The organism is Kitasatospora sp. HUAS MG31 (assembly GCF_040571325.1).
Lineage (GTDB): Bacteria > Actinomycetota > Actinomycetes > Streptomycetales > Streptomycetaceae > Kitasatospora > Kitasatospora camelliae.
In genome coordinates this window covers 4,648,952-4,672,263 of record NZ_CP159872.1, presented here as the reverse complement: position 1 = coordinate 4,672,263, position 23,312 = coordinate 4,648,952, and the positions used below count along the sequence as shown (strand labels likewise).

At 70.7% G+C, this 23,312-nt stretch carries 18 protein-coding genes; 10 read left to right on the top strand and 8 right to left on the bottom strand.

Annotation, left to right across the window (positions count from 1 at the left end):
* Positions 1-8: 8 nt before the first annotated feature.
* The 3 genes from ABWK59_RS21170 to ABWK59_RS21160 all read right to left on the bottom strand — a co-directional run bounded on the left by ABWK59_RS21170 (position 9) and on the right by ABWK59_RS21160 (position 4,070).
* On the bottom strand, positions 9-734 hold the full coding sequence (locus tag ABWK59_RS21170; RefSeq protein WP_354642186.1) for an ABC transporter permease: 726 nt from the start codon (positions 732-734) through the stop codon (positions 9-11).
* Entirely contained in the window at positions 731-1,765 is a 1,035-nt protein-coding gene (locus tag ABWK59_RS21165; protein WP_354642185.1) for an ABC transporter ATP-binding protein, read from the bottom strand. The genes ABWK59_RS21170 and ABWK59_RS21165 overlap by 4 nt, the downstream gene beginning before the upstream one ends.
* Before the next feature lie 115 nt (positions 1,766-1,880).
* Positions 1,881-4,070, bottom strand: a complete 2,190-nt coding sequence (locus tag ABWK59_RS21160; RefSeq protein WP_354642184.1) for a S9 family peptidase — start codon at positions 4,068-4,070, stop codon at positions 1,881-1,883.
* A 233-nt stretch (positions 4,071-4,303) separates the two neighbouring features.
* On the opposite strand from ABWK59_RS21160, the gene ABWK59_RS21155 reads away from it, so the two are divergent.
* The 10 genes from ABWK59_RS21155 to ABWK59_RS21110 all read left to right on the top strand — a co-directional run bounded on the left by ABWK59_RS21155 (position 4,304) and on the right by ABWK59_RS21110 (position 17,308).
* The gene (locus ABWK59_RS21155) at positions 4,304-4,498 is read left to right on the top strand and encodes a DUF2304 domain-containing protein (protein WP_354642183.1); all 195 of its coding nucleotides are present in this window, start codon (positions 4,304-4,306) and stop codon (positions 4,496-4,498) included.
* A gap of 28 nt (positions 4,499-4,526) precedes the next feature.
* Positions 4,527-5,414 carry an N-acetyl-1-D-myo-inositol-2-amino-2-deoxy-alpha-D-glucopyranoside deacetylase gene (gene mshB, locus ABWK59_RS21150; protein ID WP_354642182.1) on the top strand — a complete coding sequence of 296 codons (888 nt, stop codon included), beginning with the start codon at positions 4,527-4,529 and terminating at the stop codon, positions 5,412-5,414.
* Positions 5,414-5,875 (top strand): DUF6113 family protein, encoded by a 462-nt coding sequence (locus ABWK59_RS21145; protein WP_354642181.1) that lies wholly within the window; start codon positions 5,414-5,416, stop codon positions 5,873-5,875. The genes mshB and ABWK59_RS21145 overlap by 1 nt, the downstream gene beginning before the upstream one ends.
* A 257-nt stretch (positions 5,876-6,132) precedes the next feature.
* On the top strand, positions 6,133-8,523 hold the full coding sequence (locus ABWK59_RS21140; protein ID WP_354642180.1) for a peptidoglycan binding domain-containing protein: 2,391 nt from the start codon (positions 6,133-6,135) through the stop codon (positions 8,521-8,523).
* 231 nt (positions 8,524-8,754) lie between these two features.
* On the top strand, positions 8,755-10,479 hold the full coding sequence (locus tag ABWK59_RS21135; protein WP_354642179.1) for an ABC transporter family substrate-binding protein: 1,725 nt from the start codon (positions 8,755-8,757) through the stop codon (positions 10,477-10,479).
* Positions 10,480-10,969: 490 nt separating this feature from the next.
* Complete coding sequence (locus ABWK59_RS21130; RefSeq protein ID WP_354642178.1) at positions 10,970-11,995, top strand: ABC transporter permease; 1,026 nt, start codon at positions 10,970-10,972, stop codon at positions 11,993-11,995.
* 128 nt (positions 11,996-12,123) lie between these two features.
* Complete coding sequence (locus tag ABWK59_RS21125; protein WP_354642177.1) at positions 12,124-13,890, top strand: ABC transporter substrate-binding protein; 1,767 nt, start codon at positions 12,124-12,126, stop codon at positions 13,888-13,890.
* Positions 13,891-14,070: 180 nt separating this feature from the next.
* Positions 14,071-15,048, top strand: coding sequence for an ABC transporter permease (locus tag ABWK59_RS21120; RefSeq protein WP_354642176.1), 978 nt, complete (start codon positions 14,071-14,073; stop codon positions 15,046-15,048).
* Between the two features lie 55 nt (positions 15,049-15,103).
* Complete coding sequence (locus ABWK59_RS21115; protein ID WP_354642175.1) at positions 15,104-16,174, top strand: ABC transporter ATP-binding protein; 1,071 nt, start codon at positions 15,104-15,106, stop codon at positions 16,172-16,174.
* 21 nt (positions 16,175-16,195) lie between these two features.
* On the top strand, positions 16,196-17,308 hold the full coding sequence (locus tag ABWK59_RS21110) for an ABC transporter ATP-binding protein (RefSeq protein ID WP_354642174.1): 1,113 nt from the start codon (positions 16,196-16,198) through the stop codon (positions 17,306-17,308).
* 118 nt (positions 17,309-17,426) lie between these two features.
* Here ABWK59_RS21110 and ABWK59_RS21105 read toward each other — a convergent pair whose 3' ends face one another.
* From ABWK59_RS21105 to ABWK59_RS21085, 5 genes are all read right to left on the bottom strand, one after another.
* Positions 17,427-18,524 (bottom strand): ABC transporter ATP-binding protein, encoded by a 1,098-nt coding sequence (locus ABWK59_RS21105; protein ID WP_420492816.1) that lies wholly within the window; start codon positions 18,522-18,524, stop codon positions 17,427-17,429.
* On the bottom strand, positions 18,514-19,596 hold the full coding sequence (locus tag ABWK59_RS21100) for an ABC transporter ATP-binding protein (RefSeq protein ID WP_354642173.1): 1,083 nt from the start codon (positions 19,594-19,596) through the stop codon (positions 18,514-18,516). The genes ABWK59_RS21105 and ABWK59_RS21100 overlap by 11 nt, the downstream gene beginning before the upstream one ends.
* A gap of 12 nt (positions 19,597-19,608) precedes the next feature.
* Positions 19,609-20,637 (bottom strand): ABC transporter permease, encoded by a 1,029-nt coding sequence (locus ABWK59_RS21095; protein ID WP_420492815.1) that lies wholly within the window; start codon positions 20,635-20,637, stop codon positions 19,609-19,611.
* Positions 20,630-21,553 carry an ABC transporter permease gene (locus ABWK59_RS21090; protein ID WP_354642172.1) on the bottom strand — a complete coding sequence of 308 codons (924 nt, stop codon included), beginning with the start codon at positions 21,551-21,553 and terminating at the stop codon, positions 20,630-20,632. Before ABWK59_RS21090 ends, ABWK59_RS21095 begins: the two co-directional genes overlap by 8 nt.
* Positions 21,554-21,619: 66 nt before the next feature.
* Positions 21,620-23,254 (bottom strand): peptide ABC transporter substrate-binding protein, encoded by a 1,635-nt coding sequence (locus ABWK59_RS21085; RefSeq protein ID WP_354642171.1) that lies wholly within the window; start codon positions 23,252-23,254, stop codon positions 21,620-21,622.
* Between the last annotated feature and the right edge of the window lie 58 nt (positions 23,255-23,312).

The following is a 23,312-nucleotide window of genomic DNA, read 5'->3' as shown; positions in this document are numbered from 1 at the left end:
GAGGGCCATCATGCCGCCTGGGTGTCCCTGCGGTACAGGTAGGCGGCGGCCGCGGTGAAGAGCACCAGGAAGGCGGCCAGGCCGCCGACCGCGGACAGGTCCAGCGCGTGGCCGGGCTGCACGAAGGTGGCCAGCCGGTTGTAGAGGTACACCGGGTTGAACCGGGCGAAGCGCTCCAGCGAGTCGCCCACCGGGAACCACGTCCCGCCGAGCAGCGCCATCGCCATGTACGTGATCATCACGATCGGCTGGACGGCGTCCGGCGCGGCCGCGTACCCGAGGGCCACCCCGAGCGCGGCGAACACGAAGCTGCCGAGCCAGAGCGCCGCCGCCAGGCCGATCCACTGCGCCGCGCCCAGCCGGACCCCCTCGACGGCGCCCACCGTGAACACCACCGCGATGGCCGGCAGGGTGGTCACTGCGCAGGAGGCGATCTTGCCGACGGTGTACGCCCGGCCGGGCAGCGCGGTCAGCCGCAGCTGCCGCACCCAGCCGCTCCTGCGCTCCAGCGAGATCCGCTGGGCCGAGCCGGTGAGCACCGCGCCGACCGCGCCGAAGGTGGCCATCGAGACCATGAAGTAGGTCTTCACCGGGATGCCGCCGCCGACCTCGTTGTGGCTGCCGTAGGCGCTGATGAAGAACACGTACATCAGGGCGGGGTAGAGCACGGTGAACAGCACGTACCGCTTGTTGCGCAGGGTGCGCAGGATCTCCAGCCGGATCAGGGTGGTCATCGCGTGCTCTCCTCGCGGGTGTCGTCGCGGCGGTCGTCCCGGTCGTCCCGGTCGTCCCGGTCGTCCCGGTCGTCCTGCCGGTCGTTGTCGTCCTGCCGGTCCTGGTCGCCGGTGATGGTCAGGAACGCCTGCTCCAGGCCCAGGCCGGTGACCTCCAGGCCGCGCGGGTACAGGCCGGCCCGGTAGAGGGTGGCGACGTCGGCGTCGGCGTCCGTGGAGCGGATCCGGACGGTGCGGACGCCGTCCGGACGGCCGGAGACGTCCACGCCCACCGCGCCGGGCAGGGCGCGCAGCACCGACTCGTCGAGGGGTCCGTCGGCGGTGTGCAGCTCGAAGGCGATCCGGCGGGCGCCGGCCTTGGCCTTGATCTCGGCGGAGGTGCCGTCGGCGATCAGCCGGCCGCGGTGCAGCACGAGCACCCGGTCGGCGATGGAGTCCGCCTCCTCCAGGTAGTGGGTGGCGAACAGGACGGTCCGGCCGGCCTCGGCCTGGGACCGCATCGCCGCCCAGAACCGCTGCCGGACGGAGACGTCCATGCCGGTGGTCGGCTCGTCCAGGACGATCAGGTCGTTCGCCCCGGCGATGGCCAGGGCGAACCGGACCCGCTGCTCCTGCCCGCCGGAGAGCTTGTCGACCCGGCGGCCGGCGAGGTCGGCGATCCCCGCCTCGGCCAGCACCTCCTCGGGGCGGCGGCCGCGCGGGTGGACGTCGCAGGCGAACCGCACCAGCTCGGCGACCTTCACGTCGGTCATCAGACCGCCGCTCTGCAGCATCGCGCCGACCCGGCCGGCCTCGATCGCCGCCCGGGGGCTGCCGCCGAAGAGCTCGACCCGGCCCCGGTCCGGCTCGCGCAGGCCCAGCAGCAGGTCGAGGCTGGTCGACTTGCCGGCGCCGTTCGGGCCGAGCAGGGCCACCGTCTCCCCCGGCCGCAGCACCAGGTCGAGCCCCTCCACGGCCTTCACCCGGCCGTAGTCCTTGCCGACCCCCCGGAAGGAGGCGACCTCCGCGCGTTCCGCTGTCGTTGTCCTCATGCCCCGAGCGTCCCGCGCCGGGGGGACCGGCCGGCAGTGCCCGGGATCGTGCCTTCCGTATGACGGATGTCATGGGGAGGGCGCCGGCGGGATCCCGGGCACGCCCGTCAGGCGGTCACCCCTCCAGCGAGCGCTTCAGGAAGTCCACCTGGAGCAGCAGCAGGTTCTCCGCCACCTGCTCCTGCGGCGTCATGTGGGTGACCCCCGACAGCGGCAGCACGGTGTGCGGCCGGCCCGCCGCCAGCAGCGCGGAGGACAGCCGCAGGGTGTGCGCCGCCACCACGTTGTCGTCGGCGAGCCCGTGGACGATCATCAGCGGCCGCTCCAGCCGGGCGGCGTCCCCGATCAGCGAGTTGGCGTCGTACACCTCCGGCCGCTCGTCCGGGTGGCCGAGGTACCGCTCGGTGTAGTGGGTGTCGTACAGCCGCCAGTCGGTGACCGGTGCGCCGGAGACGGCGGCGTGGAAGACGTCCGGGCGGCGCAGCACGGCGAGGGCGGCGAGGTAGCCGCCGTAGGACCAGCCGCGGATGCCGACCCGGCCGAGGTCGAGCGGGAACTCCTCGGCGAGCGCCCGCAGCGCGTCGACCTGGTCGTCCAGGGTGGCGCCGGCGAAGTCGAAGGCGATCGCCTTCTCCCAGGCGGGGCTGCGTCCGGGGGTGCCGCGGCCGTCCGCGACGATCACGGCGAAGCCCTGGTCGGCGAACCACTGCGAGGTCAGGTGCGGGTTGTGGGAGAGGACGACCCGCTGTCCGTGCGGCCCGCCGTACGGGTCCATCAGCACCGGCAGCGGCCCGTCCCGCTCGGCGTCGTACCCGGTGGGCAGGAACACCGCGCAGGGGATCCGCCGCTCCCCCGCGAACCGGAACACGGGGCGGGCGGTGATCAGCGGGGTCTCGGCGTACGAGGCGATGGTGGCGATGTGCCGCACGGTGCCGTGCTCGGGGACGTCCCGGCCGACGTGGACCAGGGCGCCTGGGCGGCCGGGCTCGGTGGTGGAGCGGACGGTGACGCCGCCGGCGTGGACGGCCGAGGTGACGTGGTCGAAGGGCTGGTCGGAGGCGGAGACCCAGCCGAGCCGCTGCCCGTCGTGGGTGATCCGGCCGACCGCGATCCAGCCGGGCAGCGGGTCCTTCTCGGCCGCGCCGCCGGAGGCGGTGAAGAACACCTCCCGGTCGGTGACCGCGACCACCGACCGCAGGTGCAGCGAGGGTTCGGTGACCACCCGGTCGCCGATCACCAGGGCGCGGACGCCGTCCTGGTCGGTGATCCGGACCAGCTGCCCGTCCGGGGTCCAGGCGGGGACTCCGGGGAAGAGGTCGTGCCAGACCGGGTCGCGCTCCTCCAGCAGCAGGGCGGTGGCGCCGGTGGCCGGGTCCACCGTGAGGATCTGCTGGGAGCGCTGGTCGCGGGCCTGGACGAGCAGCAGCGGCGGGCCGCCGGCGGACCAGTGCACCCGGGCCAGGTACGGGAACGCCGCGGTGTCCCAGCGCAGTTCGGTGCGGGAGCCGTCCAGGCCGAGCAGCCAGAGGCCGACCTCGGCGTTGGGGGTGCCGGCGGCCGGGTAGCCGACCTCGGCGGGGGCGGTCTGGGGGTTGGCCGGGTCGGCGATCCACCAGCGGCGGACGGGGGTGTCGTCGGCGCGGGCGGCGATCAGCCCGGTGCCGTCCGGGGCCCACCAGTACCCGCGGTCGCGGTCCATCTCCTCCTGGGCGATGAACTCGGCCTGACCCCAGGTCACGCCGTCGTGCTCGGGGGTGGCCAGCGCCCGGTCGCCGCTGCCGTCGGTCCGGCTGACGCGCAGTTCGCCGGCGGCGTTGACGTACGCGACGTGGCTGCCGTCGGGTGCCGGGCGGGGGTCCACCACCGGCCCCTCGGCGGGCAGTTCGCGGGCGGCGTGGGCGACCAGGTCGGCGGTGAAGAGCCGGCCGGAGAGCGCGAAGGCGGCGCGGGCGCCGGCGCCGTCCAGGGCGAAGCCGACGATGCCGGCCGAGCCCTCCCGGCTACGCTCGCGGCGGGCCCGCTCGGCGGCCGAGAGCTCCTCCTCGCCGCCGCCGAGCAGGACGGCCGGGTCGGCGGCGATCCGCTCCTCGCCGGTGGCGGTGTCGAGGGTCCAGAGCAGGTTGGCGCGGTCGGTGCCGGACCGGGAGCGCAGGAAGGCCACCCGGGAGCCGTCGGGTGCGACGGCGAACGACCGGGGGGCGCCCACGGTGTAGCGCAGGGTCCGCGCGTACTGCCGGGGGAAGGTCTCGGCGGCCGCGTCGGCGGCCGGGGACTCCGGGCTGGTCGGGGAGGTCGAGGGGGTCATGGGTCCAGACCCTATGCCCTGGGCCGTTCCTGATCACTCGTTCGGAGCAGCGGAGCGTGACCCTGCGCCGACGGCCCGGAAACCGCCCCTGACCGGCCGATCCGCCGTCCTTCGCGCCCGCCCGGCCCGCGACACGCCCTCACGGAGGGTAATGCGCGCCTCGCCGATCGGGTATCTGTTGTCCATCCGCCGCCCACCCTGGGCGGTGCACCCGGGAAAGGGTGTGAACACCAATGGCCTTGTCCGTCTCCGCAGCCGTGCTGATGCTGGTCATCGTCGTGGTCCTGATCCGCAAGTCCGGTCTGAGGCTCGCCCACGCGATCATCTGCGCGCTGCTCGGCTTCTACCTCGCCTCCAGTTCGCTGGCCCCGTCGATCCAGGCGATGACGGCCAACGTGGCCGGCATGATCAACGGCCTGAGGCTGTAGGAGGCGCCCACTCGCTAGGCTGCTGGCCATGAGCCCCGTCTCCGACCAGCAGCCGCGCCGCCTGCTCCTGGTGCACGCCCACCCCGACGACGAGTCGATCGTGACCGGCGCCACGATGGCGCGGTACGCCGCCGAGGGGGCCCGGGTCACCCTGGTGACCTGCACCCTCGGTGAGGGCGGTGAGGTGATCCCGGCCGAGCTGGCCCATCTGACGGCCGATCGGGACGACACCCTCGGCGAGCACCGGATCGGCGAGCTGGCCGCCGCGATGCGCGAGCTCGGGGTGGAGGACTTCCGCTTCCTCGGCGGCCCGGGCCGGTACCGCGACTCGGGGATGATGGGTGTGGCCGAGAACGACGCCCCCGGCTGCTTCTGGCGGGCCGGGGTGGACGAGGCGGCCGGCCACCTGGTGGCGGTGGTCCGCGAGGTCCGGCCGCAGGTGCTGGTGACCTACGACGAGCAGGGCGGCTACGGCCACCCCGACCACATCCAGGCGCACCGGGTGGCGCTGCGGGCGTACGAGCTGGCGGCCGATCCGGCGTACCGGCCGGAGCTGGGTGCGGCCTGGCGGATCGCCAAGGTGTACTACGCCCGGATGCCGCGCTCGGTGATCGAGCGGGGTCTGCGGGAGGCCGCGGAGAAGGCGGCCTTCCCCGGGGTGGCCCGGGTGTCGGACGTCCCCGGGGTGGTGCCCGACGAGACGGTGACCACGGTGCTGGACGGCACGGCGTACGCCGGTGCCAAGGCGGCCGCGATGCGGGCGCACGTCACGCAGATCACCGTGGACGGGGAGTTCTTCGCGCTGAGCAACGACCTCGGCCAGCCGCTGCTGGCGACCGAGTATTTCGAGCTGGTCCGCGGCGGGCTCGGGCCGGACCGTCCGGAGACCGACCTGTTCGCGGGGGTGGAGGGCTGATGGCGTTCCGTCCGCTCCCCGCGCTGCTCGGCACCCGGGCCGAGCGGCTGGCCGAGCCGCTGCCCTCGCGCGGGGCCCGGGTCGTGGCGTACGTCCTGCTGTTCCTGCTCGGTGCCGTGGTGTCGGTCTTTGGAGCCTTTGTGCAGACCCTGTGGTCCCCGCTGGGACTGCTGATCGCGATGGTGGGCACGATGGCGGTGTTCTACGGCGGGCTGCGGGTGACCGGCACCAAGCTGGGCGCGGGTGTGCCGATGGCGGGCTGGTTCATCGTCCTGATGGTGCTGCTGGCGCCGCGGGCGGAGGGCGACCTGGTGCTGGCGGCGGGGGTGACCTCGTACCTCTACCTGTTCCTCGGCGCGGTCGGCGGCGTGGTGTGCGCCACCCTGCCGACCCGGTCGGGGTTCGGCTTCGGGGCCGGTCCGGTGGAGCCTCGACGGCCTGTCAGGGACGGGCACGCATAGTCCCATACCGGAGGAACCGGACGTATCGGTTGTATCCGTTCCGGTTCGCCCGGTAGCGGTTCCCAGTAAGGTGGTGCCGTTCGGGGACATCTCCGGCCGTTCCGGCCGGGGGCGTCGGCCCCCGGTGACCTCGGGGCCAGGGCGGGAAGGTACCTTCAGCCCGGGTCGTGTGGCGGCCGGCGCCGCCGAGTCACACGTGAACAAGCTGGTGTCCCAGGGTCGGTCCGGCCCGGCCGCGAATCCGGAGCAGAGCAGCATTGAGCAGTCGCGAATCCGACAGCGCGTTCCCGCCGCCCCGCCGTGGCGGCAACCGCCCACAGCCCGGCGGCCGTGACGTGCCCGCCGGCCGGAAGCAGGGGGACGCCCCCGACGCCTACCCGTCGGGCACCCCGCCGTACGGCACTCCGGGCATCACCGGCGACCCGTTCCGGCCGACCGGCCGCCCCGCCGACACCGGCGGTGAGGACGACGTCCCGAAGACCGAGACCACGCTGACCACCCGGGTGCGGATCAACATCCCGGGTTCCCGGCCGATCCCGCCCGTGGTGGTGCGCAGCGCCGTCAAGAACGAGGACGAGGCCGCCGAGCGGACCGGCGGTCACCCGCTGCCCGGTGCGCAGGCCGCGCCCGTGCCCGATCTCCCGGCCGCCACCCGCCAGGAGGAGCGTCCCGCCGCCGGACGGTCGGACGCGCCCAGCGAGTCCGAGTCCACCGGCGCCTGGTTCCGGCCGCGGCAGAAGGGCCGCCCCGAGTCCGCCCCGGCCGGCGCTCCGGCCGCGGGCGGTTCCGAGGCGCCCGCCGCCGAGCCGCAGCGGGCGCAGGCGCCCCGGCCGACCGGTACGCCCGCCTCGCCGTTCGCCCCGCAGGGCGGTGCGGACACCGCGGAGGCCCCGTTCCGGCCCGCCGCGCGCCAGGAGCCGGCCGGCGCCGCGGGCAACGACCCGTACGCCGCCTCCTCCCCGTTCCGTGACGGCTCGGCGGCTCCCGCCGCGCCGGCCTCGCCGTTCCATGACGGCGCTCCCGCGGCCGACCCGTTCGGTACCGCTCCGGCCGCCGACCCGTTCGCCGCCGCGCCCGTCGCCGACCCGTTCGGCACCGCTCCGGCGGCCGCGCCGTTCGGTGCCGGTCCCGCCGCGGCGGGACCGGGTCAGCGTCCGGCCGGTCCGGGGCAGCGTCCGGGCCGTCCGGCGGGCCCGGGCGCGCAGCCGAACGGCGCGGCCCGTCCGGCGCCCCGGCCGCCGGTGGGCGAGGAGCCGGAGGACACCCAGATCGGCGGGTTCGAGCCGATCCGGGACGACGCCCCGGGCGGGATACCCGGCGCGCCCTCGGCCCCGCTGTTCAGCTCCGCCCCCGCGGCGGACCCGTTCAACTCCGCGCCCCCGGTCGACCCGTTCGCCACCGGCCGCCCGGCCGGCCCGGGCCGTGCGGGCGCTCCCGTCGCCGACCCGTTCGGCGCCTCCCCCGCCACCGCCGGCGCTCCCCGCGCGGGCCGGGTGGGCGCTGCCGCGCCGGGTGCCACCACCCCGGGCGGCGGCCGCTTCGCCGACATCCCGTACGAGCCGGCCGAGCCGTTCCCCGGCTCGCCCCGTGCGGTCAACCCGCAGGCCCCCGCCCAGGGCGCCGCGGCCGAGCCCGCCGCGGAGCCGGCCACCGAGCCGGCGAGCCCCGAGCCGGCCCGCACCCCGTCCGCCCCGGCGAAGTCCAAGGGCAAGGGCGGCAAGCTGGTGGTCTACGCGGTGGGCGGTCTGCTGTTCGCCGGCGCCGCCGCGTACGGCACCGGCCTGATGCTCAACCAGGCGGACATCCCCAAGGGCACGACCGTGCTCGGCACCGACATCGGCGGCGACACCCGCGACCAGGCGGTGAGCGCGCTGGACGGCTCGGTGGCGAAGACCGGGCAGCAGCCGGTGAAGCTGAAGATCGGCGAGACGCCGGTGGACCTGGATCCGGCCAGCGCCGGTCTGACCTTCGACACCACCGCCACGGTGGACGCGCTGACCAAGCACAGCTACAACCCGGTCGAGGTGATCGGCTCGCTGGCCGGTGGCGGCAAGGCCGTCGCGCCGGAGGTCCGGGTCGACCGGGCGAAGCTGAAGTCCGCGCTGGAGGAGCTGGCCGCCAAGTCCGGTCAGGGCCTGCAGGAGGGCTTCGTCCGCTTCACCGAGGCGGGTCAGACCGAGGTCGTGCCGGGCCGGGCCGGGCAGGCCGTGGACGCCTCCGCCGCGGTGGACCAGGTCGAGCAGGCGTACCGGGCCCGGGCCGCCGGCCAGCAGGAGGCCGTGGTGGCGCTGCCGCTGTCGGCCGCCCAGCCGAAGGTCGGCGAGGACGCCCTGAAGGCCGCCGCCGAGGGCCTCGGCAAGCAGGTGCTGGCCGGGAACGTCACGGTGACCGCCGGCGCCAAGAAGTTCGAGTTCGGCAAGGTCACCGCCGCCAAGGTGCTGGTGCTGGCGCCGGACGCCTCCGGCAAGGTCGGTCTCAAGTGGGACTACGACAAGCTGACCGCGCAGATGGCGGCGGCCGGCTTCGACAAGCTGAAGGTGAAGAAGAACGGCCAGCTGGTGCCGCTGACCGCGCAGGACGTCGCGGAGGGCATCGGCGGGGTGCTGGACAAGACGGGGGCCGCCCGCGCGGTGAAGTTCACCGTCTGACGCCGGTCTGACGTACCGTCAAGCCGCTACCGGAGGCCGGGACCTGATACGGGTCCCGGCCTCCGGCGTGCTGGCGGATCCTCGCCACTGGCGGGCCAGAACCGGACAAACCCCTCGTGCGGCCGGACCGGTCGCCCGCGTTACCAATCCTTGATCCGGGGCCCGTCGACAACTCCGCGCGCAGGTCAGGAAGATGTGCCACCGACCATGCCCCGCAGGGAGATCACCCACGTGCCCAGACCCCGGTTCACGCTCGCCCCGGCCGCCTGTGCGGCGGCTCTCTCGCTCGCGCTCGGTCTGTGCTCCTGTGCCGCGCCCGGGGATACGGCGGTGGACGGGGTGGCGGCCCCCGGGGCGGATCCGGCGGGCGCACCGCGGATGACCCAGCAGGCGCTGAACGCCCACCCCCGCGACCAGCTGCGCCAGGGCGGCACCCTGAACTGGGCCATCGACCAGTTCTCCACCCAGTGGAACCCGCTGCACGCGGACGGCTCCGAGTCCTCCACCAACGACGTGATGAAGGCCCTGCTGCCCACCTTCTGGCGGTCGGACGCCGGCGGCACCCAGACCCCGAACCCGGCCTACCTGAAGGACGTCCGGGTGGAGGTCAAGCAGGGCCGGCAGCAGGTCACCTGGACCCTCAACCCCAAGGCCCACTGGTCCGACGGCTCCCCGATGACCTGGAAGGACCTGGAGGCCACCTGGCGCGCGATGCGCGGCGACGACGACTTCAGGACCTCCAACACCGCCGGCTTCGACCAGGTCACCGACGTGGTCCGCGGGGTCGACGACCGGCAGGCCGTGATGACCTTCAAGGCGCCGTACTCGGAATGGCAGGCGATGTTCAACAACGCCGCCAACGCCCCGCTGCTGCCGGCCCGGTACGCGGCCACCGCGGAACAGTTCAACACCGCGTACAAGGACCGGATCCCGCTCACCGGCGGCCCGTTCCGGCTGGAGAGGCTGGATCCGCAGGCCCGGACGGTGACCGTGGCGGCCGACCCCGACTGGTGGGGCGAGCGGCCGCTGCTGGACAAGATCGTGTTCAAGGCCATCGACACCGCCGCGATGCCGGACGCCTTCGCCCGCGGCGACGTGGACTTCTTCAACAACGGCCCGAGCGCCACCGGCTACCAGAAGATCAAGGACACCAAGGGCGGCGAGGTCCGCCAGGCCGGCGGCCCCAACCTGCGCCAGATCGTGCTCAACGGCAGGAGCCCGCAGCTCACCGACGCCCGGGTCCGCCAGGCGCTGTTCCAGGCCCTCGACCGGGCCGAGATCACCCGCACCGACCTGGCCGGCCTGGACTGGCCGTACACGCCGATGAACAACCACTTCCTGGTGCCCAACCAGCACGGCTACAAGGACAACTCCGGCGGCCTGAGCCGGTACGACCCCAAGGCCGCCGAGCGCGCCCTGGACGAGGCCGGCTGGCGGCGCGGCCAGAACGGCACGCGGGCCAAGGACGGCCGGGAGCTGGCGCTGCGCTTCGTGGTGCCGGCCGGCAACCAACTGGCCGCGGGCGAGAGCGCCCTGGTCACCAGGATGCTCGGCGCGATCGGGGTCAAGGTCACCGTGGACCCGGTACCCGCCGGGGACTTCTTCCAACTGCACATCAACAAGTACGACTTCGACCTGACCGCGTTCGCCCTGCTGGGCACCCCCTTCCCGGCCACCGGCTCGGTGGGCACCTTCCAGCAGGGGGCCGGCGGCAACTACGCCCAGGTCGGCAGCGACGCCCTGGACCGGGCCCTCGCCGAGGCCGCCTCGGCCGACACCGTGGACCAGGAGTACGACGCGATCAACCGCGCGGACGCCGAGGCCTGGCAGGTCGCCGGGCTGGTCCCGCTCTACCAGCGGCCGGCGATCTACGGGGTGCGGCGGACCGTCGCCAACCTGGGCGCACCCGGTCTCGCCGACTTCGTCTACGAGAACATCGGCCTCGTGCGGCCGTAGTCGAACTTCCGCCACGGCGAATACTCGCCAATGGCGTGAAATAGCCATCAACAGACTTCGACGTCATCTCTGTGAAATTGGGCGAACCGTACCCAAAATTCGCGCCCGGTGGGGCCCAGAGGATAGTGTCCGATTATCGGACACCCAATTGCAGCTCCCAATTGACAACATAAAACGCATATCGGACACTCGGTCTACACGCGTCAACCGGTCGGTCAGGCGGAACGCGCGTCCTGATAGCGGACCTGCGGCGCTCGGGTTACGGACGCGTGAACCGGCTTCGACGGCTTATGTCCGGTTTTGACTGTCTCACCGGATGCGTGTCAAGACGTTTGGAACTACGAAGTGGTTGACATTCCAGCACGAAGCAGGAAATGCGTAGCCAGCAACTGAGAAACTCTTGACGTTCGATAAACGACTTGCAAGAGTCCGTGCATCCAACTTCTTACTCCTTGCTGCTGCACGGACCACGGTCGGGAGCTTTTGCACCATGACGACGCCAACAGGGGCCACGACAGAGGCCGACCCCGTCCTCGTCGAGCCCACGAAGGACGAGGGCGGTAACAACCCGCCCAAGCTCCTCGGGCGCACGCCGGGCCAGATCGCCTGGAGCCGCTTCAAGCGCAACCGGACCGGGGTCGTGTGCGCCGCGATCGTGATCTTCTATGTGTTGATCGCGCTCTGTGCCCCGCTCATCTCCTCGCTGTACGGCAAGGACCCGTACAGCTTCTACGGCCTGCGCGACGTGTCGCTGCTGGACGAGTTCAACATGCCGGCCGGCCCCAACGGCGGTATGAGCGGCGAGTACTGGTTCGGCATCTCGCCGCAGACCGGTCAGGACGTCTTCACCAACATCCTGTTCGGCATCCGCACCTCGCTGGGCATCGCGGTGGTCATCGTGATCATCTCGACCCTGATCGGCGCGGTCGTCGGCATCGCCCAGGGCTACCTCGGCGGCAAGTTCGACTACTTCGTCGGCCGCTTCACCGACCTGCTGCTGGCGATGCCGTCCCAGCTGTTCTTCATCGCCTTCACGCCGATCGTGCTGAACCTGTTCGTGCCGCTGAACAAGGAGACGCCGACCCACATCCGCATCTTCGCGATGTGGACCGTGCTGTCCGCCCTCGGCTGGATGGGCCTGGCCCGTCTGCTCCGCGCGATGACGCTGAGCCTGCGCGAGCGCGAGTACGTCGAGGCCGCGAAGATCGCCGGTGCGTCCAGCACCCGCATCATCTTCAAGGAGCTGCTGCCCAACCTCTCCACCACCATCCTGGTGCAGACCACACTGCTGCTGCCGGCGATGGTCACCGCGGAGGCGGGCCTCTCATTCCTCGGGGTGGGCATGGTGAGCCCGACGCCCGACCTGGGCCGGATGTTCGCGGATGCCGCGCAGTACTACGACACCGACCTCACCTACCTGATCTTCCCCGGCGTGACGCTGATGATCTTCGTCCTCGCGTTCAACCTGCTCGGGGACGCGGTCCGGGACGCTCTCGACCCGAAGACCATCCAGTAGCACCACCCTCGCACCACCTTGCTCCATCCCGCACCACCCCCCCTCGCACCACCCCCCGTCAGGCGGTCCGGCAGCCCTGGGCTCTCGCGCTGACCAGACATCACATGCCCAGTGACAGGTAGGAATCCATGAGACTTCGCAAGGCAGCGTACGTGCCCGCGATGCTGGCCATCAGCGCCCTCGCTCTGACCGGCTGCTCCAGCGGCAGCAACGGCAAGTCCGGCGACAAGGTCGGCGGCGCCAAGTCCGAGGTGCAGAACTTCGGTCTCGGCACCCTGGCCGACTCCACCGGCCCGGCCCCCGAGGTTCCGGGTGCCAAGCCGGGTGGCACGGCGTACAGCATCGAGTCCGCGGGTATCGACCACCTGGACCCGGGCCAGATCTACGTCAACGAGTACCAGGCCCTGGCGCAGCTCTACAGCCGCACCCTGACCGGTTACAAGGTCGACCCGGCCACCGGCAAGACCATCCTGGTCGGCGACATGGCCACGGACACCGGCAAGTCCTCGGACGAGGGCAAGACCTGGACCTGGACCCTCAAGGACAACCTGAAGTTCGAGGACGGCTCGCCGATCACCTCGAAGGACGTCAAGTACGCGGTCGAGCGCCTGTACGCGTCCTACCAGGACCAGGGCCCCACCTTCATCCAGGAGTGGCTGTCCGGCGCGGACTACCGCAAGGTCTACGAGGGTCCGTACGACGGCAAGGAGCTCGGTGACGACGTCATCGGGACCCCGGACGACAAGACCATCGTGTTCCACTTCAAGGAGGCGCACCTCGACGCCCCCTACGCCGCTGCGATGCCGAACATCACGGCCATCCAGAAGGCGAAGGACACGAAGGAGAAGTACGACGTCCACCCGGACTCGATCGGCCCCTACAAGATCGCCAGCCACGAGCCCGACAAGGCGATCAAGTTCGTCAAGAACCCGATGTGGGACCCGAAGTCGGACCCGATCCGCCACCAGTTCGTGGACGGCTGGGAGATCGAGCTCGGCATCACCAACCCGGCGCTCACCACCCGTCTGATGGCCGGCAACGGCAACGACAAGAACGCCATCACCCTGACCCAGACCGCGGACGCGCCGAACATCGCCAAGATCTCGGGCGACGCCTCCTACAAGGACCGTCTGGTCAGCAAGTTCATGCCGTTCGTCGATGTCTTCGACATCAACAACACCCGCGTGAAGGACCCGAAGGTCCGCAAGGCCCTCGCCCTCGCCTTCCCGCGCGCCCAGGTCCAGAAGCTGCTCGGTGGCGCCGCCACCGGCGACATGGCCACCAACCTGATCAGCCCGACCGTGTCCGGCTGGAAGGACTCCGACCCGCTGGGCCTGAAGGCCAAGCCGGAGGGTGACCCGGAGGCCGCCAAGGCCCTCCTCAAGGAGGCCGGCGCCGAGGGCTACCCGATCGTCCTCGCCTACGCCAACACCCCGCGCTGGCAGCCGATCTCGGCCGCCGTCCAGGAGGCCCTGAACAACGCGGGCTTCAAGGTCGAGCGCAAGGAGCTGGACCCGACCACGTACTACAGCGTGATCGGCAAGAAGGACAACCCGTACGACATGTACCGCACCGGTTGGGGCGCGGACTGGCCGGTCGCCTCGACCGTCATCCCGCCGACCATGGACGGCCGCAAGATCGCCGACGGTTCGCCGAACTACTCGCACTACAACAACGAGGCGAACAACGCCGAGATCGACCGCATCAACAAGATCGCGGACCCGAAGCAGCAGGCGGAGGAGTGGATGAAGCTCGCCGACAAGATGCTGGCGGACGCTCCGAAGATCCCGACCACCTACAGCAAGTTCTACCAGGTGTACGGCTCGGGTCTGGGCGGCGTTGGCTTCAACGAGGTCATCGGCGCGATCGACGTGAACAGCATCTACGTCAAGTAATGCACCGGGCGGTCGGGGAGGCCCTCCCCCGACCGCGACCCGGTGGGGGCCGCTCGACCGAGCGGCCCCTGCCGGGGCCCTCTGCCGACCACCCACAGGCCCTCATCCGGGCCCCGACCGTGCCCGGCACTCTCCACGACGCGGCCGCCGCCGGCGCCCTCACTCGGAAGAGCCCAACCCATGCTCAGATTTCTCATCCGCCGGGTGCTCGGCGCGATCATCATCCTCTTCCTGCTGGTCCTGTTGACGTACCTGGCGGTCATGACGCTGCCGGTCGACCAGGCCATGCTCAGCTGCCCGAAGACCTGCACCCCGCAGCAGCTCGAGAACCTCAGACACAACATGGGTCTGGACAAGTCCCTGGCCGAGCAGGTCTGGCAGTACATGTCGGGCCTGGTGACGGGCACCCAGTACAGCGACGGCTTCTGCAACGCCCCCTGCCTGGGCTACTCCTACGGGCGCAACGACTTCGTCTGGAACATCATCGTCGCCAACTACCCGGCGACCTTCGTGCTGGCCTCCGGCGGCGCCGTCTGCTTCCTGGTCATCGGCGTGACCCTGGGCATGCTCTCCGCGTGGAAGCAGGGCAGCACCTTCGACAAGATCGCCAGCTCCATCTCGCTGGTCGGTCAGTCGACCCAGATCTACTTCATCGGCCCCCTGGCCATCGCGCTCTTCGTCACCACGCTGCACTGGATGGAGAAGCCGGGCTACACCCCGTTCACCGAGGACCCGGCGGCGATGTTCGCCGGCATGCTGCTGCCGTGGCTCGTGATGTCGGTCATCTTCTGGTCGAACTACACCCGCCAGGTCCGCTCGCTGATGATCGAGCAGCTCTCCGAGGACCACATCCGGGCCGCCCGCGCCAAGGGCATGTCGAGCAGGTACGTCTGGTGGCGCTACGCGCTGCGCGGCGCGATGGCCCCGGTCATCACCATCTTCGGCATCGACCTGGGCGCCGTCTTCTCCGGTGCGATCATCACCGAGTTCACCTTCGGCATCCACGGCCTCGGCATGCTCGCCGTCCGCTCGGTGGTCACGCAGGACACCATGCTGGAGCTGGGCGTGCTGATGATCAGCGCCGCCTCGATCCTGCTCTTCAACATCATCGTCGACGCCGCGTACGGCCTCCTCGACCCCCGCGTGAGGATCGGATGACCATCCCCGCATCCGTCCCCGCCCCGCACCACCCCCTCTCCGAGGAGATCCGACCGTGAGCACCCTCACCAAGGACGAGGCCGCCCAGGCACCCGAGGCCCGCAGCTCGTTCCTCTCCGTCCAGGACCTGCGCGTCCGGTTCCGCACCGAGGACGGCATCGTCAAGGCCGTCAACGACCTCAGCTTCGAGCTGGAGGCCGGCAAGACCCTGGGCATCGTCGGCGAGTCCGGCTCGGGCAAGTCGGTGTCGAACCTGGCCGTGATGGGTCTGCACAACCCGCGGAACACCACCATCGAGGGTTCGGTCAAGCTGGAGGGGCAGGAGCTCCTCGGGATGCCGCAGAAGGAGCTGGAGCAGCTCCGCGGCAACAAGATGGCGATGATCTTCCAGGACTCGCTGGCCGCCCTCTCCCCGTACTACACGGTCGGCCGGCAGATCGCCGAGCCGTTCATGAAGCACACCGGGGCGAACAAGAAGCAGGGCCGCGAGCGGGCCATCGAGATGCTGGCCAAGGTCGGCATCCCGCAGCCCGACAAGCGGGTCGACTCCTACCCGCACCAGTTCTCCGGCGGTATGCGCCAGCGCGCCATGATCGCCATGGCCCTGGTCTGCAACCCCAAGCTGATCATCGCCGACGAGCCCACCACCGCCCTCGACGTGACGGTGCAGGCGCAGATCGTCGACCTGCTCAAGGAGCTCCAGCAGGAGTTCGGCACCTCGATCATCTTCATCACCCACGACCTCGGCGTGATCCGCGAGATCGCCGACGACGTGCTGGTGATGTACGCGGGCCGGGCCGTCGAGCGCGGCACCATGCGCGAGGTGCTGAAGACCCCCCAGCACCCGTACGGCTGGGGCCTGCTGAGCTCCATCCCGCGGATCAACGCCTCGGTCGACGTGCCGCTGCAGCCGATCCCGGGCACCCCGCCGAGCCTGCTCAACCCGCCGTCCGGCTGCGCCTTCAACCCGCGCTGCGAGTACCGCGAGCAGGTCACCGGCGACAAGTGCCGCACCGAGCGTCCGGCGCTGGAGATCGCCAACGGCCACCTCAGCGCCTGCCACCTCACCGCGGCGCAGAAGCAGTCCATCCTCACCGAGCAGATCCTGCCCCGGCTGAGCAGCTGATCGGTTAAGGAGCAACATCCCATGAGCGCAGAGAAGACCGTGGCCGCGCCGGCCGAGGCCAAGGCGGCCGCCACCGGCAGCCCGCTGCTGGAGGTGTCCGGCCTCACCAAGCACTTCCCGGTGATGGGCGGGTTCCCGTTCCGTCGCCAGATCGGCGCGGTCCAGGCCGTCGACGACGTCACCTTCTCGGTGGCGGCCGGCGAGAGCCTCGGCCTGGTCGGCGAGTCGGGCTGCGGCAAGTCGACCACCGGTCGTCTGATCACCCGGCTGTACGAGCCCACCGCGGGATCGATCAAGTACCTCGGCCAGGACATCGCGCACGCCTCCCGCAAGGAGCTGGCGCCGATCCGGTCCGAGATCCAGATGATCTTCCAGGACCCGTACTCCTCGCTGAACCCGCGCCACACGGTCGGCACGATCATCAGCGGCCCGATGGAGATCAACAACATCAACCCGCCGCAGGGCCGCGAGGCCCGGGTCAAGGAGCTGTTGGAGATCGTCGGGCTCAACCCCGAGCACTACAACCGCTTCCCGCACGAGTTCTCCGGCGGTCAGCGCCAGCGCATCGGCGTCGCCCGTGCGCTCGCGCTCAACCCGAAGCTGATCGTGGCGGACGAGCCGGTCTCGGCGCTGGACGTGTCGATCCAGGCCCAGGTCGTCAACCTGCTGCAGGAGCTGCAGCGGGAGCTGGGCATCGCGTTCGTCTTCATCGCCCACGACCTGTCGATCGTCCGGCACTTCTCGCAGCGCGTCGCGGTGATGTACCTGGGCAAGGTGGTGGAGATCGCCGACCGCGACTCCCTGTACGGCGCGCCGCGGCACCCGTACACCCACGCGCTGCTCTCGGCGGCGCCGGACGCCGACCCGGACAACGTGTCCGTCGAGCGCATCCGCCTCACCGGCGACGTGCCCTCGCCGCTCAACCCGCCGTCCGGCTGCCGGTTCCGCACCCGTTGCTGGAAGGCGCAGGACAAGTGCGCGACCGAGGAGCCGCCGCTCATCCAGCTGTCCGGCAGCGCCGAGGGCCACCTCACCGCCTGCCACTTCCCGGAGGACGGTGCCAAGGCGGCCGCGCTGGTCCCGGCCGCCCGTGAGGCCGAGAAGACCGACACGGCCGAGGCCGACCAGGCCTGATTCCGGCCGGCAGCACGTCAGGGCGCGGGGACCGCGCGGGGCGAGGGGCACGCACGTCGTGCCCGTCCGCCGCGCGGTCCCCGCGCCCTTCGTCGTGGTGCGGTGCCTCCCCGGGTGCCTAGGCGGGCGGCGCCTCGGACTCCTTCTCGGCCGCGAAGTGGCAGGCCGAGTCGTGTGCCGCAGGCCCCTCCAGCCACTGCCGCACGGTCAGCGCCGGCGTCTCGACGGCGCACTTCTCCTGGGCCTTCCAGCACCGGGTGCGGAACCGGCAGCCGCTCGGCGGGTTGGCCGGCGAGGGCACGTCACCGGTCAGCACGATCCGCCCCCTGGCGTCCCGGGCCGTCGGGTCGGGCACCGGCACGGCGGACAGCAGCGCCTGGGTGTACGGGTGGGTGGCGTGGTCGTAGATCTCCTCGTCCGAGCCGATCTCCACCATCCTGCCGAGGTACATCACGCCGACCCGGTCGGAGATGTGCCGGACGATCGAGAGGTCGTGGGCGATGAACATGTACGACAGGTTGAACTCGCTCTGCAGCTTCTCCAGCAGGTTGATCACCTGGGCCTGGACCGAGACGTCCAGGGCGGAGACCGGCTCGTCGCAGATGATGATCTCGGGCTTGAGGGCGAGCCCGCGGGCGATGCCGATGCGCTGGCGCTGGCCGCCGGAGAACTGGTGCGGGTACCTGGTGATGTACTCCGGGTTGAGGCCCACCACGTCCAGCAGGTCCTGGACGGCCTTGCGGCGGTCGCCCTTGGGCGCCACCTCGGGGTGGATCTCGAAGGGCTCGCCGATGATGTCGCCGACGGTCATCCGCGGGTTCAGCGAGGTGTACGGGTCCTGGAAGACCATCTGGATGTTGCGGCGGACGGCCTTCAGCGCCGCGCCCGAGAGCTTGGTGATCTCCTCGCCCTTGTACCGGATCGACCCGCTGGTCGCCGGCTCCAGGTTCATCAGCACCTTGGCGAGGGTGGACTTGCCGCAGCCCGACTCGCCGACGATGCCCAGGGTCTCCCCCTGCATCAGGTCGAAGGAGACGCCGTCCACGGCCTTGACCGCGCCGACCAGCTTCTTGAAGATGATGCCCTGGGTCAGCGGGAAGTGCTTGACCAGCTCGCGGACCTGGAGGATCGGCTCGCCCCGGTCGACCGGCTTCTCGAAGGCGGCCTCCTCGGGCACCGCGGCGGCACCCACCGCGCTGGATCCGTTAAGCGTCACGGAGGGTCTCCTTCCAGAAGAAGCACGCGCTGCCCCGCCCCTCCAGGGGCGTCCCGTCCTCCTCGGTCACGCCGTACAGTTCGGGCACCTCCCGCCGGCAGACGTCCTGGGCCCGCGGGCAGCGCGGGTTGAAGGCGCAGCCGGACGGGATCCGCAGCAGGTTGGGCGGCAGGCCCTTGATGGCGTAGAGCTCCTGGCCCTTCTGGTCCAGGCGCGGGATCGAGTCGAGCAGGCCGCGGGTGTAGGGGTGGGCGGGGCGCTTGTAGAGCTCGTGGACGGGCGAGGTCTCGACGATCCGGCCGGCGTACATCACGGCGATCTTGTCGGCCACGTCGGCGACCACGCCGAGGTCGTGGGTGATCAGGATCAGGCCCATGTTGTACTCGGCCTGGAGCTCGGCGAGCAGGTCCATCACCTGGGCCTGGACGGTGACGTCCAGGGCGGTGGTGGGCTCGTCGGCGATGATCAGGTCGGGTTCCAGGGCCATCGCCATCGCGATCATGATGCGCTGGCGCATGCCGCCGGAGAACTGGTGCGGGTAGTCGTTGACCCGCTGGGCGGCGGCCGGGATGCGGACCCGGTCCATCAGCTCGATGGCCTTGGCCCTGGCGTCCCTGCGGTTCAGGCCGCGGTGGACCCGGAACATCTCGCCGAGCTGGGTGCCGACCGAGTGCACCGGGTTCAGCGAGGAGAGCGCGTCCTGGAAGATCATGGCCATCTGGGCGCCGCGGATCTTCCGGCGCTCCTCGGTGCCGAGCTTCAGCAGGTCCCGGCCCTTGAAGATCACCTCGCCGCCGGTGACGTGGCCAGGCGGGCTGTCCAGGATGCCCATCACCGCCTGGGCGGTGACGGACTTCCCGGAGCCGGACTCGCCGAGCACGGCCAGGGTCTCGCCGGCGCGGACGGAGTAGTCGACCCCGTTCACCGCCTTGGCGACGCCGTCCCGGGTGCGGAACTCCACGTGCAGGTCGCGGACGTCCAGCAGCGGCGAGTCCTTCGACTCGGCCTCCCAGCCCTGCCGGTCGAGTTCCACGCTGCCGATCACGGGCTCGCCGCTCACGCTGTCGCTCATGGGTGGCCCCTCTCAGCGGAGCTTGGGGTCGAGGGCGTCGCGGACCGCGTCGCCGAGCATGATGAAGGCGAGCACGGTGAGGCTCAGCGCGCCGGCCGGGTAGAGCAGCATGTGCGGGGCGTTGCGGAAGGTCGCCGAGGCTGAGGAGATGTCGATGCCCCAGGAGACCGTCGGCGGTTTGAGGCCGACGCCGAGGAAGCTCAGGGTGGCCTCCAGGGCGATGTAGGTGCCGAGGGCGATGGTGGCGACGACGATGATCGGGGCGACGGCGTTGGGCAGGATGTGCCGCACCATCATCCGGCCGTTGCTCGCGCCGAGGGCCCTGGCCGCGGTCACGTAGTCCTGCTGTTTGGCGGTGATCACGGCGCCGCGGCCGATTCGGGCGATCTGCGGCCAGCCGAGCACCACGATGAAGGCGACCACGATCCAGATCGACCGGCTGGGGATGACCGACAGGAAGACCAGGCCGCCGAGCAGGATCGGGATGCCGAAGAAGATGTCGGCGACGCGGGAGATGACCGAGTCGCCCCAACCGCCGAAGAAGCCGGCCAGGCCGCCCAGCACGGTGCCGAGCACGGCGGCGCCGACGGTGGCGCAGACGCCGACCGTGATGGAGGCGCGGGCGCCGTAGATGGTGCGGGAGTAGACGTCGCAGCCCTGCCCGTCGAAGCCGAAGGGGTGGCCGGACTCGGCGCCCTGCTGGGACTTGGCCAGGTCGCACTTCAGCGGGTCGGTGGAGGTGAACAGGCCGGGCCAGATCGCCACCACCACCAGGAAGATGATGAGCAGTCCGGAGATGATGAAGATCGGGTTGCGGCGGAGGTCATGCCAGGCGTCCTGCCAGAGGCTGCGTGGCTTGACGCGGTCGTCGGCCGCGGGGATCTCGGGTTCGTCGTCGAGTCGCTCGTTTTTGATTAAAGTCTGCGCTTCCATGGTCCCGAGGTCGAAGGTGCGGCTCTCGACGGCGCTCTGGATTTCCTCTTCCTCGGTCCCGGCGTCCGCCAGCGGGTCGGCCTTGTTGTACTTCTCCTGGTCAGGCATAACGGATCCTCGGGTCCAGGACCGCGTAGAGCAGGTCGACGATCAGGTTGGCCGCCAGGTAGATGATGATCAGGACGGTCACGAATCCGACCACCGTCGCGGTGTTCTGGCGGACGATGCCCTGGTAGAGGTAGTAGCCGACGCCGTGGATGTTGAAGATCCGCTCGGTGACCAGCGCGCCGCCCATGAGGGCGCCCAGGTCGGCGCCGAGGAAGGTGACGACCGGGATGAGCGAGTTCCGCAGCAGGTGGTTCATCACCACGCGGCGGCGCGGGAGGCCCTTGGCCACCGCGGTGCGGACGTAGTCGGCCTTGGAGTTCTCGGCGACGGTGGTCCGGGTGAGTCTGGCGACGTACGCCAGCGAGACGGAGGCGAGCACGAGGCCGGGCAGCAGCAGGGACTCGAAGGTGAGGTCCTCGCCGGCCGTGGCGGGCAGGATGCCCCACTTCACGCCGACCAGGTACTGGAGCACGTAGCCGGTGACGAAGGTGGGGATCGAGATGACGATCAGAGTGAACATCAGCACGGTGTTGTCCGACCAGCCGCCGCGGCGCAGGCCGCTGATCAGGCCGAAGCCGACGCCGAAGACGACCTCGATGGTGAAGGCCACCGCGGTGAGCTTGATGGTCGCCGGGTAGGCGGTGGCGAGCAGCGAGGTGACCGACTGCCCGTTGAAGGTGGTGCCGAAGTCCCAGCGGAACAGGTTGCCCATGTACTTCAGGTACTGGAGCCAGAGCGGGTCGTTCAGGTTGTACTGCTCGCGGATCTGCTGGGCGACGACCGGGTCGGGGGCCCGGTCGCCGAAGAGTGCGTTCACCGGGTCGCCCAGCGCGTGGACCATCACGAAGATGAGGAAGGTGCTTCCGATGAACACCGGGATCATCTGGAGCAGGCGTCGGATGACGTAGCGTCCCATGCGAACCTCCAGGGGGCCGCCGGAGAGGGGACCGCCGGGGCCGGTGGCCCCGGCGGTCGCTGCCGACTACTTGACGGTGATCTGGTCGTAGACCGGGACGCTGAACGGGTTGAGCAGGACGTTGTCGACGCGGGCGGACCAGCCGACGGTGCCGTTCTGGTACCAGAGCGGGACGGCCGGGAGGTCGGTGGCGAGCAGCTTCTCGCCGTCCTGGAACTGGCCGACCGCGGCGGACTTGTCCGCATTGGCGTTGGCCTGGTTCACCAGCGAGTCGAACTGCGAGCTGCTGTAGCCCGAGTCGTTGGAGGAGGCGCCGGTGGTGTACACGGGCTGCAGGAAGTTCTGGATCAGCGGGTAGTCCATCTGCCAGCCGGTGCGGAACGGGCCGGTCATCTTCTTGGTGGTGACCTGGTTGCGGAAGTCCGCGAAGGTGCCGATCGGGTTGCCGACGCAGGCGCTGGTGTTGCCGAGGGCGTTGTTGATGCTGTTGCAGACGGCGTCGACCCACTCCTTGTGGGGGCCGTCGGCGTTGTAGGAGATGGTGAGCTGGCCGCCGGGGATGCCGCCGCCCTCCTGGACGAGCTGCTTGGCCATGGTCGGGTTGTAGGTGCAGGCCTGGCCGCAGATGCCTTCCTTGAAGCCGCCGGCAGCGCCGAGCACCGGGGAGGTCCAGTCACTGGCGGGGGTGCGGGTGTTGTTGAAGACGACCTTGGTGATGGTGGCGCGGTCGATCGCCATCGCCAGGCCCAGCCGGACCTTCTGGGCGTTCGGGGTGCTCCACTGCGGCTGGTAGAGCGGGAAGGAGACGGTCTGGATGATGCCGGCCGGGGTGTTGAGGAAGCGCCCGTTGAGGTCGGTCTCGACGGTCTTCAGGGCGGCGTTCGGCAGGCCGTTGTCGACGTCGAGGTTGCCGGCCTGGAGGTCGGCGTAGGCGGCGTTGGTGTCGGTGTAGACCTTGAGGTCGATGCCGCCGTTCTTCGGCTTGTCCGGGCCGCTGTAGTCGGTGAACGGCCGGAGCTCCATCTTCTGGCTCTTGGTCCAGGTGGCGATCTGGTACGGGCCGTTGCCGATCGGCTTCTCGAGGTAGGCCGCGTGGTTGGAGAAGAAGCTCGCCGGGAGCGGGACGAACGCCGAGTAGCCGAGGGTGGCGGGCCAGGTGGAGAACTTCTGGGTGAGCGCGACGGTGAAGGTGTTGTCGTCGACGACCTTGAGGCCGGACAGGGTCTGTGCCGTCGGGTTGCCGGATTCGGGCGCCACCTGGTCGTAGCCCTGGATGTAGGAGAAGAAGCTGCTGTTCAGCTGCTTGTTGGTGGAGAGGGCTCCGTAGTTCCAGGCGTCCACGTAGGACTTGGCGGTCACCGTGGTGCCGTCGCTGAACTTCCAGCCGGGCTTGAGCTTGACCGTCCAGTTCTGCTGGTCGTCCGAGGTGATCGAATCGGCGTTGGCGTTGCTCGGCTCGCTGGTCTTGGGGTCGTACTGGACCAGGCCCGTGAAGATCATGTCGATCACGGCGCCGCCGTTGACCTCGTTGGTGTTGGCGGGCTCCAGCGGGTTCTGCGGGTCGCCCCACCACGCCGTGACAATCCCGCTCGCATTGCCGCTGCTGCTGCTACTGCCTCCACCACTGCTACAACCCGCGGCCAACAGGGCCACGCTTGTCGCGACGATCACGGCCCAGCGGACTCGGGTGCCTGCAGGCATGGGGCTTCCTCCTTGAGGGTGTGTTGTGACGCATCACACCCCATTCGAAGCCCGGGCC

Excerpts from the sequence above, each read along its gene's own strand:
- ABWK59_RS21170 (WP_354642186.1), bottom strand. The coding sequence starts at position 734 with ATGACCACCCTGATCCGGCTGGAGATCCTGCGCACCCTGCGCAACAAG.
- ABWK59_RS21165 (WP_354642185.1), bottom strand. The coding sequence starts at position 1,765 with ATGAGGACAACGACAGCGGAACGCGCGGAGGTCGCCTCCTTCCGGGGG.
- ABWK59_RS21160 (WP_354642184.1), bottom strand. The coding sequence starts at position 4,070 with ATGACCCCCTCGACCTCCCCGACCAGCCCGGAGTCCCCGGCCGCCGAC.
- ABWK59_RS21155 (WP_354642183.1), top strand. The coding sequence starts at position 4,304 with ATGGCCTTGTCCGTCTCCGCAGCCGTGCTGATGCTGGTCATCGTCGTG.
- mshB (WP_354642182.1), top strand. The coding sequence starts at position 4,527 with ATGAGCCCCGTCTCCGACCAGCAGCCGCGCCGCCTGCTCCTGGTGCAC.
- ABWK59_RS21145 (WP_354642181.1), top strand. The coding sequence starts at position 5,414 with ATGGCGTTCCGTCCGCTCCCCGCGCTGCTCGGCACCCGGGCCGAGCGG.
- ABWK59_RS21130 (WP_354642178.1), top strand. The coding sequence starts at position 10,970 with ATGACGACGCCAACAGGGGCCACGACAGAGGCCGACCCCGTCCTCGTC.
- ABWK59_RS21125 (WP_354642177.1), top strand. The coding sequence starts at position 12,124 with ATGAGACTTCGCAAGGCAGCGTACGTGCCCGCGATGCTGGCCATCAGC.
- ABWK59_RS21120 (WP_354642176.1), top strand. The coding sequence starts at position 14,071 with ATGCTCAGATTTCTCATCCGCCGGGTGCTCGGCGCGATCATCATCCTC.
- ABWK59_RS21110 (WP_354642174.1), top strand. The coding sequence starts at position 16,196 with ATGAGCGCAGAGAAGACCGTGGCCGCGCCGGCCGAGGCCAAGGCGGCC.
- ABWK59_RS21100 (WP_354642173.1), bottom strand. The coding sequence starts at position 19,596 with ATGAGCGACAGCGTGAGCGGCGAGCCCGTGATCGGCAGCGTGGAACTC.
- ABWK59_RS21095 (WP_420492815.1), bottom strand. The coding sequence starts at position 20,637 with ATGCCTGACCAGGAGAAGTACAACAAGGCCGACCCGCTGGCGGACGCC.
- ABWK59_RS21090 (WP_354642172.1), bottom strand. The coding sequence starts at position 21,553 with ATGGGACGCTACGTCATCCGACGCCTGCTCCAGATGATCCCGGTGTTC.
- ABWK59_RS21085 (WP_354642171.1), bottom strand. The coding sequence starts at position 23,254 with ATGCCTGCAGGCACCCGAGTCCGCTGGGCCGTGATCGTCGCGACAAGC.